The sequence below is a fragment of the Bacillus sp. BB081 genome, assembly GCF_008368895.1.
Classification (GTDB): domain Bacteria; phylum Bacillota; class Bacilli; order Bacillales; family Bacillaceae_G; genus Bacillus_A; species Bacillus_A wiedmannii.
The window spans coordinates 63491-76943 of the sequence record NZ_QOZX01000054.1; the positions used below are offsets into that span (position 1 = coordinate 63491).

The 13453-nt window shown below is 34.6% G+C and carries 13 protein-coding genes; 9 read left to right on the top strand and 4 right to left on the bottom strand.

Annotation, left to right across the window (positions count from 1 at the left end):
- Window positions 1-151 precede the first annotated feature (151 nt).
- The 3 genes from DN394_RS21725 to cuyA all read left to right on the top strand — a co-directional run bounded on the left by DN394_RS21725 (window position 152) and on the right by cuyA (window position 4182).
- Window positions 152-1264, top strand: coding sequence for an aminopeptidase (locus DN394_RS21725; protein WP_179953659.1), 1113 nt, complete (start codon window positions 152-154; stop codon window positions 1262-1264).
- A gap of 337 nt (window positions 1265-1601) precedes the next feature.
- Window positions 1602-2834 (top strand): DUF4073 domain-containing protein, encoded by a 1233-nt coding sequence (locus tag DN394_RS21730; RefSeq protein ID WP_149294227.1) that lies wholly within the window; start codon window positions 1602-1604, stop codon window positions 2832-2834.
- A gap of 352 nt (window positions 2835-3186) precedes the next feature.
- On the top strand, window positions 3187-4182 hold the full coding sequence (gene cuyA / locus DN394_RS21735; protein ID WP_098705036.1) for a D-cysteate sulfo-lyase: 996 nt from the start codon (window positions 3187-3189) through the stop codon (window positions 4180-4182).
- 171 nt (window positions 4183-4353) lie between these two features.
- On the opposite strand, the gene DN394_RS21740 is transcribed toward cuyA, so the two are convergent.
- Window positions 4354-4644: a hypothetical protein gene (locus DN394_RS21740; RefSeq protein ID WP_097915134.1), complete on the bottom strand. Its 291-nt coding sequence runs from the start codon at window positions 4642-4644 to the stop codon at window positions 4354-4356.
- Between the two features lie 102 nt (window positions 4645-4746).
- Here DN394_RS21740 and DN394_RS21745 point away from each other — a divergent pair, with 102 nt between their 5' ends.
- The 3 genes from DN394_RS21745 to DN394_RS21760 all read left to right on the top strand — a co-directional run bounded on the left by DN394_RS21745 (window position 4747) and on the right by DN394_RS21760 (window position 8118).
- The gene (locus DN394_RS21745; RefSeq protein ID WP_097915136.1) at window positions 4747-5169 is read left to right on the top strand and encodes a hypothetical protein; all 423 of its coding nucleotides are present in this window, start codon (window positions 4747-4749) and stop codon (window positions 5167-5169) included.
- A gap of 954 nt (window positions 5170-6123) precedes the next feature.
- Complete coding sequence (locus DN394_RS21755; RefSeq protein WP_098953338.1) at window positions 6124-7569, top strand: L,D-transpeptidase family protein; 1446 nt, start codon at window positions 6124-6126, stop codon at window positions 7567-7569.
- A 333-nt stretch (window positions 7570-7902) separates the two neighbouring features.
- Window positions 7903-8118: a hypothetical protein gene (locus DN394_RS21760; protein WP_001104092.1), complete on the top strand. Its 216-nt coding sequence runs from the start codon at window positions 7903-7905 to the stop codon at window positions 8116-8118.
- 178 nt (window positions 8119-8296) lie between these two features.
- On the opposite strand, the gene DN394_RS21765 is transcribed toward DN394_RS21760, so the two are convergent.
- Together DN394_RS21765 and DN394_RS21770 are read right to left on the bottom strand one after the other, a co-directional pair.
- On the bottom strand, window positions 8297-9670 hold the full coding sequence (locus DN394_RS21765) for a sensor histidine kinase (protein ID WP_098953340.1): 1374 nt from the start codon (window positions 9668-9670) through the stop codon (window positions 8297-8299).
- A complete protein-coding gene (locus tag DN394_RS21770) occupies window positions 9667-10341 on the bottom strand; it encodes a response regulator transcription factor (RefSeq protein ID WP_098953342.1) in 675 nt (224 codons plus the stop codon). The genes DN394_RS21765 and DN394_RS21770 overlap by 4 nt, the downstream gene beginning before the upstream one ends.
- Before the next feature lie 176 nt (window positions 10342-10517).
- On the opposite strand from DN394_RS21770, the gene DN394_RS21775 reads away from it, so the two are divergent.
- From DN394_RS21775 to tnpB, 3 genes are all read left to right on the top strand, one after another.
- Entirely contained in the window at window positions 10518-10988 is a 471-nt protein-coding gene (locus DN394_RS21775) for a lipoprotein (RefSeq protein ID WP_046954852.1), read from the top strand.
- A 20-nt stretch (window positions 10989-11008) separates the two neighbouring features.
- Complete coding sequence (locus DN394_RS21780; RefSeq protein WP_046954853.1) at window positions 11009-11332, top strand: PepSY domain-containing protein; 324 nt, start codon at window positions 11009-11011, stop codon at window positions 11330-11332.
- 437 nt (window positions 11333-11769) lie between these two features.
- A complete protein-coding gene (gene tnpB / locus DN394_RS21785; protein WP_098953345.1) occupies window positions 11770-12897 on the top strand; it encodes an IS200/IS605 family element RNA-guided endonuclease TnpB in 1128 nt (375 codons plus the stop codon).
- Between the two features lie 280 nt (window positions 12898-13177).
- Here the strand turns inward: tnpB and DN394_RS21795 are convergent.
- A partial coding sequence (locus DN394_RS21795) for a DUF1904 family protein (RefSeq protein WP_149294228.1) occupies window positions 13178-13453 on the bottom strand: 276 nt, incomplete at its 5' end.

Consider the following 13453-nt stretch of genomic DNA (forward strand, 5'->3'; position numbering starts at 1 on the left):
AGTGTAGCTGCAATACCTACGTTATGGAGTTTATATAGTATATTTTTAATAATTTATTTTATATTTATCGTTTGGATGAAAGAGAGAAGTACTTGAAGAGTAGTTCTCTTTTTTCAGTTTTTGAAATGGGAATGAAAGGGTGAGAGGTGTAGTGAAGCAGAGATTATCGAAATTAGCAGATATACTAGTCAATCATTCTACGAAAGTACAGCCTGGTGATCAAGTGTTGATCCAAAGTGTTACAGAAATAGATCCCGCAGTCGTTCGTGAAATTATTAAGTCCGTAGAAAAAGCAGGTGGATATGCGCATGTATCAATGCGCGATGTGTCTGTAACGAGGCAATTAATTTTGTCAGGATCTGAAGAACAATTTAAGTTGTTAGCAGATGGGGAGTGTTACCGATTAAGTAAGATGCAAGTGTATATTAATCTCCGAAGCCCTAGAAATGCATATGAATTAGCAGATGTACCAGCAGAAAAAATGAAATTATATCAAAAGGTATTTGGAAAAGCGCATAGTGAAGCAGTGTATAAAACGAGATGGGTGACAACGCGAATTCCGAATGCAGCATCTGCACAAGAAGCGAATATGAGTACTGAGGCTTATGAAAAATTTTATTTTGATGTATGTACGCTAGATTATAATAAAATGTCCAAAGCAATGGAGCCATTAAAAGAATTAATGGAAAAGACAAAACGAGTGAGGATTATTGGAGAAGGAACGGATTTGGAGTTTTCCATTGAAGGAATAGGCGTTTTAAAGGGGGATGGCACGGATAATATTCCGGATGGCGAAATATATACAGCACCTGTCAAAGATTCTGTAAATGGAGTAATAACATGTAACACAGTATCTGTTCAACAAGGTTATGCATTTCGAAATATAAAGTTACATATGAAGCATGGGAAAATAATAGAGGCATATGCAAATGATACAGAACGAATAAATCGAATTCTTGATACGGATGAGGGAGCAAGATATATTGGAGAATTTGCACTGGCGTTTAATCCCTATATATTACACCCGATGAATAATACGTTATTTGATGAAAAAATAAACGGTAGTTATCATATAGCAATTGGAGATTCGCTACAAGGTGCAGACAACGGGAATAAATCAGCGATACATTGGGATTTAGTAAACATTCAAAGGCCAGAGTATGGCGGCGGTGAAATTTGGTTTGATGATGTACTGATAAGAAAAGATGGACGGTTTATTTTACAAGAGTTGTTCGGATTAAATGAAGAAAATTTGAAGGGGTAAAGTGCTTTATTGAAATGATGGTCACTTTACCTATAGGTGACCGTTTAGGCCATCTTATTCTTCTTGTTACAATGATGTAAAGCAAATTAAAATACAACGCATTGAATTAAGTGATTTTTCGCATAATTTTACATTCAGTTAACATTAATAGGTTAATAGAAAAATTAGTACGAATTGTTATATAAGACGTGTAAAAAAGACAAAACCCCTTAAAAAACTCTTAATTTTTTACCCAATCAACCTTTACAATCCCTCCCTATAATGTGAATTGGACAAGCATCTAAGAGAAAGCAGAACATGTCAGTTTGTACATTCTATTATTAGGGGGAGAATTTGTATGAAAAAGACAGTTGCTTCGTTAGCAGTTATGGCGGCATTATTGCCGACGTTTTCAGTGTATGCAGAAGGGAAAGAGCAAGTTCGAAAATCAGCTACAACTTTTAATGTTATTAGTGACATTCAAGGGGATTTAGGGGATTTTGATCACGTATTAAAAGATATGGACAAAGTGACACCACTTTCTAGAGCGCTTATTATGAATGGGGATATAACGCCAACTGGACAGCAGTCACAATATGATGATGTAAAGCGTGTGCTAAACAAAAATAAGTATCCAGAGAATGTATGGTCAACTGTTGGGAATCATGAGTTTTACGCTGGTAAATGGACAGCTGATGGGAAGCTCTCTCAAAGTACATGGCCAAATGGTGTAACGGAAGAAACGCTATTTAACCGCTACTTACAATTTAGCGGGCAAGAAAAGGTATATCATAAAAAAGAATTAGACGGTTATCCGCTTTTATTTTTAGGAACTGAAAAATATATGAAATACCACGATTCAAAAATGTGGGATGAAGTATTTATGAGTGATGAGCAATTAGGTTGGTTAAAACAAAATTTAGAAGAATATAGCCAAAAAGATAAAAATAAGCCCATTTTCATTTTCTCTCATCACGTTTTACCGGATACAGTATCTGGATCAAGACAAAATCCGTATTTACAAGATTATTTAAACGTTGATAAGTTGTACGATATATTAAAAGACTATCCGCAAGTTGTTTTCTTCACGAGTCATACGCATTGGGATTTAAACTTACCAGACTGGGCTGGTAAAAAGAAAATTACAGGCGGAGATAATAAAGGATTTACGGTTGTAAATACGGGCGGGATTGAAACGGGCTGGATGTCAGCTGGACCAAATGGCGGAGAGAAGACTGCTCCTGATGGCTATTCATTTAAACAAGGGTTGCAAGTGAAAGCATACGGTAGCGATGTAATGGTGACAGCTTACGATTACAAACGTGATAAGGAAATAAAAAAATTATTAATTAGTGATTCGAAAGTTGCACAAATGGCACCGAATGTAACCGCTGATGATAGTAAAAATGTAATCGTCGGTGCAACAGAATACATGGAGTACTCTATAGAAGGAACGGACGAGTGGCATACGTATAATCCAGGAAATCCATCAAAATTTGACGGGGACAAAATCGTATACGTACGTCATAAAGGCGAAATGAATTTAGAGCCAGGATTAACACAGCTTCTTCGATTTTCGGCAAATAAGTGATTGGTAAGGGCCTACTTTTGAATGAGTGGGCTCTTTTTGTTTTGTCACTTTTTGTTGGCAAGTCGATATCTCATGTCGAATCGTCGATATATTGAAAAAATCGTTGATATATTTCAAGTTATGAACGATATATTTGAAAAATCGTCGATATAAATTTCATGTACCGTAATTAGGTTAAAATCATTAATGTAATTTCATGTACCGTATTGAAGTTAAAATCTTTAATACAATTTCATACATCAAAACCGAATTCCAATACATTTTTCCACCAGAAAGATGACTTCATCATTTTTACATGTAATAATAGTATCGTTACATACATTGTGAAAGAAGTACAAAAGGAGCGTTATTAATGAATTTAGCTAAATTCCCGAGAAAAAAATATACAGAGTCATATACTCCAATTGAAAAATTAAACAATTTTTCTGAAGCACTTGGTGGCCCGACTATTTATTTTAAACGAGATGATTTACTTGGTTTAACAGCTGGTGGTAATAAGACGAGAAAGTTAGAGTTTCTAGTTGCGGATGCACAGGAAAAAGGTGCAGATACGTTAATTACAGCTGGAGGTATTCAGTCAAATCATTGCCGTCTAACACTTGCAGCTGCGGTAAAAGAAAAAATGAAATGTATTCTTGTATTAGAAGAAGGGCTTGAGCCAGAAGAGAAGCCAGACTTTAACGGAAACTATTTCTTATATCATTTACTAGGTGCTGAAAATGTAATTGTCGTACCAAACGGGGCAGATCTTATGGAAGAGATGCATAAAGTAGCGAAAGAAGTTAGTGAAAAAGGTAATACACCATATGTAATACCAGTTGGTGGATCAAATCCTACTGGTGCAATGGGATACGTTGCTTGTGCGCAAGAAATTATGGCACAATCATTTGACCAAGGAATTGATTTCAGTACAGTCGTTTGTGTAAGTGGTAGCGCTGGTATGCACGCTGGTTTAATTACTGGTTTTGCTGGAACACAAAGTCACATTCCTGTAATCGGAATCAATGTAAGTAGAGGAAAAGCAGAACAAGAAGAGAAAGTAGCAAAACTTGTAGAGGAAACGGCAGCTCACGTTGGTATTCCGAACTTTATCCCGCGCGAAGCTGTTACATGCTTTGATGAATATGTAGGACCAGGTTACGCGTTACCAACGCCAGAAATGGTGGAAGCAGTTCAATTACTTGCGAAAACAGAAGGTATTTTACTCGATCCAGTGTATACAGGTAAAGCGGTAGCGGGATTAATCGACTTAATTAAAAAAGGTACATTTAATAAAGAAGACAACATTTTATTCGTACATTCAGGTGGTTCACCAGCGTTATATGCGAATACATCTTTATTTGCGTAAGTGTAAAAAAGCATTGGGTATCCAATGCTTTTTTTGTTATATACTGGAATTAATGGGGGTTGAGAGGATGGAGTATATGAGTTCAAATGTAAAATGGACCATATATACGGTACTTAGCATTTCTATTCTGTTAATTTTATTTGTGGCTTATGGAGTTTATTTATATTTCAATTAAGTGAAATGGTAAGCAAACCAAAGGAAAAATAAAATAATTGCTGTGTTAAATAGAGTAAAACATAAACCGATAATGGCTAAAATTTTTTTCTCAGATTGGCTACAAAAAGAGATGATTGCTAAAAGGATTGCTATAACAGCGGAAGCTAATATGAAGTAGGCGAAAGGTACAACATATTCTACTCCAACTCTGTCTAAAATAGGTGAGAAGAGAAAGAGATTAATAGTAACGAATATACTTACAATGAGAAACGTATAACTTTTCCAAGTGTATGTTTGTAACTGCATGGAACGACACTCCTTTCTCTTTATTATTTATATTTCTAAGTTTAAAATAATTACCTTTATTTTACAATTATAGATATTCTGTATTGGAAAGAGGGTATTCATATGAGAGTTAGAAATTTGTCTCTAGTTTTTATTACCATATGTATATTTATAGTAACAGGCTGTTCAAATATAGTAGGAAATGAAGATCAAAGAATCCAAGTACAAAAACGTATTGGTGATAATGAATATGAAGATCTTAAGGTAGTGAAAGATAATAACGAAGTGTTGCAAGTAAAGAAAATATTAAATGATACTACTTTTGAAGATAAAAAAGTGGAAATGTCTCGTCTAGCTGATTATCACTTTATTTTTCAATTTAAAAATCCGAAAATAGAGGCGAAAGCTGTGTTGTATCAAATTTGGGTAAGCCCTAATAAGGATAAAATAGAAATCAAGGCGGGAGATAATCGGTACGCTCAATTAGAAGGGAAACATGCAGCCACTTTGTTTCAGATTGTTACAGGGGAGAAACTAGTTGAATAAAAGTATATAGGGTTATAGGAACTCAGCTCGTATTTTTCATTTTGGAGATAATTAGTATTCAACAAAAATAGCTATCTTTTTATATTGGAATAAATATTGAGAATCGGATAAAATGGAAATTGGACATTGACTTGATGAGCATGAGGTTCTCCGCTTATAAGCAGATTAATGAACCTTAAGGTTTCCATTAATCCGCCATTGAATAATAATACTAGGAAATATATTGTTTTTACAAAGATTCGATGTTATGTTTAATTTTCTCAATATAATATTTTCCTTATATAGGAGTGGCTATTTGAAGAAGTTAATATTATTAGTTTTATTGGCTACATGCTGTTTCACCATTGCAGGATGTTCTAATAATAGGATTACACCAAAGAATGAGTCTAAAACTTCAACATCTGTAAAGATTAAACGTATCAACAAAGCGTGGTACAAACATATTTAATAGTTTTAAGAAACTTGAAATTGTTGATGATAAAGGTCATAAGGTGAAATTCGTTAGGCTGATAGTAGAGGTTGTGAAACCTGGTGAAAAGCGGGAAGAATAGTTTGCATTTGAATTTATAAAAAATGCGACATTAAAATATTCACAAAAAAGAGTCTACATGTAGTCCTTTTTTTGTGGATATTTTTCATAAATAATATACATTCTATGGTACCTGCCTCTAACTTTAACCTTCTAAAAATTATTTTACTAGGTTAAAATGTTTATAGAGAGTATCGCCCTTCAAAATTCAGTGAATGTGAGGGGCTCATAATAACTCGATTGGTGTGGTCCTTTTTCACTTTATCTACCATCTTTATATATATTTCTATTAAAAAATCTAACTTTAATCGATTAAATGGAATAAAACTTGGTTAAAAATAATGAAATTTCAGGAAAAATAAGGTACACTAATCAATGGTTTTGGTTTAAATCAATTGACGTTTATGTATACGGGGGAAAGATTGATGAACAACAATATAGTAAATGAATCTGTTGAAGAAGTTGAGAAAAAACGGGTAAGATCAAAAAAACGTTTTACAAATTGGAAGCTAATCGCAGCGGGTGGCGGTGTAATTGCACTTCTTATTGGAGGAATGAGCTATTATCAAGCAACTCACTTCAATTCGAATGTTACGATTAACGATACAAAAGTCGGTGGTTTGAGCGCTGATCAGGCAATACAGGAATTAAAAACATCTGGACTAGCAAACAAAGTCTATATTGATCAACAACAAATTTTAGATGAACAAGATACAAAAACGGAACTGACGGAAAAAGACTTGCCACAAGTTAAGAAACTATTAAAAAGTCAGTGGACATTTTTCCCTTCCACAAAGGAAAAAGATTATTCATTGTTACCGAAAGAAGCGGATCAGTATCGTAGTGAAACGATGAAAAAACTTGTAGAAGAAAAGCTTGTCTCTATGAATGAAAAATTAAAAGCGCCTCAAGATGCTATGGCTAAGCTCGAACAAGGAAAAGTTGTTATTGCGAAGAGCGTTGATGGAAAACAGTATGACGTTACGAATCTATTAAAAGATTACGACAAGCAGAAGCATAAAAGCGAAATTCATCTAAAGTCTGCATACATACAGCCGATTAAAGAAGACGATCCAATCATCAAAAAAGAAGAGAAAGCATTACAAAATCTTCTTACGCAGTCTGTTGATTATAAAGTGCAGGATGAAGTGTATTCATTAAAAGCGAAAGATTTAATTCAAAATGCTACTATGTCAAAGGATATGAAAGTAACAATCGATGCGAGCGAAATTAAGAATAAGGTTGTTGAAATTAATAAGGCTAAATCTACATTACATAAAGACTTCGCTTTTAAAACACATTCTGGTTCGGTTATATCAGTAAAAGGACAAGGATACGGCTGGGCACTAGATGTGGAAAAAGAAACAAAACAAGTTCAACAAGCCTTTGAAAAAGGCGAAAAATCGCTTTCTGCTTCTAATATTCACGGGAATGGTTGGGAGAAGGAAGGGATCGGCTATGAAACAACAGCAAACAATGGCATCGGAGACACATATGCAGAAGTTTCAATTGCAGATCAACAAATTTGGATTTATAAAGATGGGAAATTAGTCGTCACAACAAATGTAGTAACGGGTAAACATAGCACGAGTGAAGATACATCACCAGGTGTGTGGTACGTTCTATATAAACGAACACCATACACGCTGAAAGGAAGCGCAGTAGGTAAAGCTGATTATGCAGTTAAAGTAGATTACTGGGTTCCATTCACAAATAGCGGTCAAGGATTCCATGATGCAGGCTGGCGAAAAGACTGGGCAAATAATGCTTATTTAACAGGAGGATCAGGCGGGTGTGTGAACCTTCTACCTAATGTTGCAAAAACTGTATATGATAGTTTGAACACGAATGATCCAGTTATTGTGTACTAGAAAATAGGTACGTATCAAGAAATAAATAAAGCAGGAAATCTTACCTGATGGTACATGAAAATACACCTCGTGAAATTGCATACTAAGTGTGCAATTTCAATGGAGGTGTTTTTTGTTTGAAGACAAAAGTTCATTGTCTATAAGAAACAAATTGTAAAGAGATTGAGATGAAGAAACAAGTATTCAAATAGTCAATAAAATTGACATTGAATATCATTTTCACTTATTATGGAATCATTGCATTTAATTAGACATGACTTTTTTATTAATATAATAGATTTCTAATAAGGTGTCCCATTTAAGAATTTAAAAGTAGGAAAGGGTAATATAAAAATGAACTGGAAAAAAGGCGGATTATGGATTATTATTTTTTTCATTGTAAAAGGTACGATTTCTACACTGTTAATCGTTACAGGTGCTAAATATTTTGATTTATCATTTATGCAACTTTTCGTACTAATACTGGTCTTATTACTGATTTCTCTCATAAGCCGAAAATTGCTGTATAAACATAAACAAAACAAAAAGCAAAAAGAGCTAAATATATAATGAAGCCCCAGAGACCTTTGGATTTCTGGGGTTTTATTTCGATAGTTTTTTCTACATGCATATCAACTTAACAGAACAGGTTGTCCAAAATGATAAAATCGATGCTGTTTAAAATGCGTCGTTTACTTTTATATAAGGATTGAAGAATCTTTATTCTGGAGCTACAAACATTTATAAATTATGCTCGTTTTTCAATTGGTAGTTTAAAGGTAAAAGTACTGCCTTCTCCTAATTTACTTTCAACCGTAATTTTTCCTCCGTGTAGTTCGACAATCCATTTTACCATCGACAATCCTAAACCTGTGTTTCCGATGTTTGAAGATGTTCGTGCTGCGTTAACTCGATAGAAGCGGTCCCATATTTTTGTAATATGTTGCTCGCTGATGCCTATGCCATTATCGGAGACTTTACCTATTATGTTGGTTTCATCACGGAACAGTTGCATATGCACAGTGCCGTTCGCTTTGCTATAAGCAATCGCATTCGTTAGTAAATTCATTAATAAACGCATCATCAATGTTTGATCTGCTTTCATAAACAGGTCTTCCTCTATATGAGTTGTGATATCAATCGAAGATTCTTGAACCATTAATGAAAGCTCTTCTACAACGATTTCCGTTAATTCACTCATATTGATACATTCAAATTGGAAAGTGTTATGGTTTTCTTGGTCAGCTCTTGCTAATAATAAGAGTTGTGAGATTAGCGCGGACATTTTACGTGATTGCTTTAAAATTACTTCTAACGATTCTTCCATTTCTTTCGGATTATTCCTCAGTGATAAAGCGTATTCGCATTGTGAAATAATAACAGATGTTGGTGTTCTTAATTCATGAGATGCGTCAGATGTAAATTGTTTTTCACTTTCGAACGATGTCTCCAATCGCTCGAACATTTTGTCAAAGGTTTGTGCCAAATGATATATTTCATCTTTCGGTGAACCTTGTAAATGAATTCTCTTGGAAAGGTCTTTACCATCACCAATTTTACTAGCTGAATCACTCATTTGTTGCACAGGTCGAAACGCTCTTTGCGTAATAAAATATCCTCCCACTGCCGCAATGAGAATAAGTAATGGGAATGAGATGAGTGTTATCACGATAATCGTATTCATCGTTGATGATAATTGGCTCATAGTCATTATTCCACGAATCCAGACTTGCTCATCGCCGCCTGCATGATGGAGAAAATCATATACAATCCATTCTTTATTACCGTCTTTAATGGTTTGTATTTCATCGGATTTAAGCGATAGCTTTTTATTAAAACTTGTTGGACTATTTCCTACCAGCAGTTCACCTTGTTTATTATAAATGATGATATTTACTCCATCTTCTAATGTTTCAAAATCATCGTCCATCTTTAATTGTCCATGCTTATATTCGATATCTTCCATGCTTTCTTTTACTGTGCTCTTCAATTGATCTTTCATATTAAAAAGCAAAACTTTATCTGAAGAAGTTAAAATAAAAGCTAACACGAGTGCCATAATAATTACAATTAGCCCTGTATACCACAGGGTTACTTTCATTTTGATTGATAGTCTTTTCATGATTCTACTCGCAATGCGTAACCAGTTCCTCGTACTGTATGAATTAACTTCGTTTCAAACTGGCTATCAATTTTTTTACGAAGATAGCGGACGTAAACATCAATAATGTTCGAGCCACCTTCATAGTCGTAATTCCACACATGTTGCTCAATTTTATCTCGTGTGAGCACAACTTCTTTATTACGAATCATATATTCTAAAATAGCAAATTCTTTACTGGAAAGAGTGATAACCTGGTCTCCTCTTGTTACTTTATGCATATTGCAATCTACCACAAGGTCAGCGATTTCAAACACATTTGATGTGTTTCCTGTATTTCTTCGCATTAACACGCGAATTCTTGCTAACAGTTCGTCAAAAGCAAACGGCTTTACTAAATAATCGTCCGCACCTAAGTCGAGTCCTGTTACGCGATCATCAATTGTATCTTTAGCTGTAAGAAGCAAGACAGGAGTTGTATGATTGTCCGCGCGTAATCTTTGTAATACTTGTAAGCCATCTATTCTGGGAATCATAATGTCAAGTACAATCAAATCGTAGGTAGCCATGTTTATATAATCCAAAGCATCTTCTCCATTCCCACATGCATCGACACTATAATGTTCAGCATTTAATCGTTTTACTAATATATTTTGTAAGTCTTGTTCATCTTCGACAATAAGAACTCGCATTACCATTCTCCTTTTTTCCTTATTTATATGTATCACTATAATTCCAAAACATTAAAGAAAGATTAGAAACTATTTAATTATATCATTTTATTTTTTTGTACATTAATCTTCCTTTAATGTTTGTTCAGTAATATAAAGGCAAGGATAAGGTGCACATGTAAAGGGAGGAAAACAGAATGAGAAAATGGATGTTGATTGGAGCAATGTCTTGTTTATTCTTAACAGCTTGTTCTACTCAAGCTGATAACAATACAGAAGTACAACAACTGAAAGTGGAAAATGATACATTGCAAAAAGAAAGTGCTCAACTACAACAAGAACCAAATAAAACAGAGCCTGCTACGAATGATGATAAGCAAATACAAGATTTCAAAAACGAAGTCACATCTATCGTTGAAAAGACAAATAACACGAAACCAGTTGGAGCAAAGGAAGAAAACTTAAATACGTACTTAGTAGCAAAAAAAGAAATTGATCAATTAGATGACAAGATAGATCTATCTGATAATCAGCTAGAAGCAGATTATCGCGCTGGAACGATAACTGTTGAACAATATCAAACACAAGAAAGAGAACAAGATATACTGGAAGATCAATTAGAGCAAGCAGAAAATGCACTTGAAGCAAGATTTGGAATAGATGAGTAATTATTAAGGAGTGGATGAAAATGTTAAAACATAAAAAGAAAATAATGATAAGTGTAATTGCTATTTTAGTAAGTGGTATTGCTATTGTTGGTGGATATTATGGTATGGGTTACAACTATGCAAAAAAGAATGAAAACTACACAGAGAAACAAGTTCGTGAAATTTCTTTAGCTCATACAAATGGAGAAATTATTAATGTGAAAAAAGAATTCGAATTAGAAGATGACAACTTGGCACAATCAAAATTTGAATATGAAGTGGAAATCAAGACACCTGATAATCTGTTAAATAGTTTAAAGGTTAGTGCTAGAACAGGTACAATAGAAATCAATAGTGAAGATTGAAAAAATATTGCATATTTGAAAAAACTCCTAACAAATTTTGTTAGGAGTTTTTTATGTTTATCATTTCCCGACAGAAAACTTCCACCTCAAGGAATGGGTAGGGCATGGTCCAATGAGTAGGTGGGAGCTGAATGACGGTTAGGAAAAAGCCTAAAGGTTCTTTTTGGTGAAGAATCAGTAAGAGATACCGGTATTCTAATCAGTTCGTTCCTATAGAAAGAAAATGTTATATCTCCGAGGCATTTTTACATCTACGAAATGGTTTCATTGTAAAATTTCTTTCAGTTGTATATTTTTTTGAAAGGGACAGAGGACTTTCGACAAAAAAGAAGAAATAATACGTGATTAGTATTTTTTTGCTACATCATGATATCGTTCTCATGCATATCGTGAAAAAGATTGTAAACAAATAAAAAAAGGAAGTGAGGTGAAAAGCGATGCTTATACATAAAGCGTATCAGTTTCGGATCTATCCTAGTTTAGAACAAAAAATAGCTATTACGAAAACAATTGGTTGTTCACGATTTGTATTTAACTATTTTTTGGAAAAGTGGAATGATAGATATAAAGAAACAGGAAAAGGGTTATCCTATGGCACTTGTTCTTCGCAATTACCTACTCTCAAAAAAGAATTTGTATGGCTAAAAGAAGTGGACAGTATCGCTCTTCAATCTTCTCTTCACAACCTCGCTGACTCGTATGCAAGATTCTTCAAAAAACAAAACAAAGCACCTCGGTTTAAATCGAAGAACAATAAAGTCCAATCCTATACAACGAAACATACAAATGGAAACATTGCGATTATAGATAATAAATTGAAGTTACCGAAACTTGGTCTTATCAAATTTGTCAAAAGTTGTGAGGTAGAAGGACGAATTTTGAGTGCTACTGTCAGAAGGAATCCAAGTGGAAAATATTTTGTCTCGATTCTTGCTGAAGCAGAAGTACAAGAATTGCCGAAGACCGATTCCGCTATTGGTATAGATGTTGGTGTGAAAAACTTTGCTATTCTTTCAACGGGTGAGGTATTCGGTAATCCAAAATGGTCTCGGGTATTAGAAAAGAAACTCGCTCATGCCCAGCGTATTCTATCTAGACGTACAAAAGGCGGAGCGAATTGGCATAAACAGCGAATTAAAGTCGCTCGTATTCATGAACGAATCAAAAATGCAAGAACGGATTACTTGCAAAAACTCTCTACAAGGATCATCAAAAACCACGATGTGATTGGGATAGAAGATTTGCAAGTATCGAATATGTTACAGAATCACAAACTAGCGAAAGCGATTCAAGAAGTATCATGGTCACAATTCAAAGCGATGTTGTTGTATAAGGCATGCTGGTATGGGAAACAAGTGATTGTGGTGTCGAAAACATTCGCTAGTTCCCAAACTTGTTCGCATTGCGACTACAAAAATAAAGATGTGAAAAGCCTGAACCTGCGTGAATGGAAGTGTCCTTCTTGTGGTATATATCATGATAGAGATGTGAATGCAGCGGAAAATCTGAGAAAAGAGGCCATAAGGCTTCTAACCGTAGGGATTACGGGGATTGCCTACTCATAAAACTGAGGGGTACCTTGGTGTTCGTAGGAATCCCCCACTTCAAACAGCTCGTTAGAGTGTTAAGTGGGGGTAGTTCAAACTCTACTATTTTAAAAGGGGGCCCGCTACAACACCATCAAGCTAATATTTTGATGTCCCCAAAAACAAAAAATTTATCTCTTCACAGTTAGTTGTCTATGAGAATTGAGTTCATTTTTTGTGTTTGGATATTCGCTTTTCTTAGCATGATGGCAATGTGGTTCTACCCCTTATAAATGTTACAAAAATCTTTCACATAGCTCTAACTTGCACAATGCTTCCCGTTAATATAATACGCTGGTTCTGTGAAAACCGTAAATACAACCTCTACTTCTGGAAGTCCAAAATCCATTACATATGTAGTAATGGCCTTGGCAAATCGATCACGAATTTCCTGTCCACGCTCGAACCATTTCACTTCAATAAGAGGAAACGCTTCTATTTCTTCTCCATTGAATACAAACGTAGAACTTGGTAGTTCCAACGTAAAATTATCCGTACCACACTCACAAATCTCTGCGAGCTCTTCTACTAATGG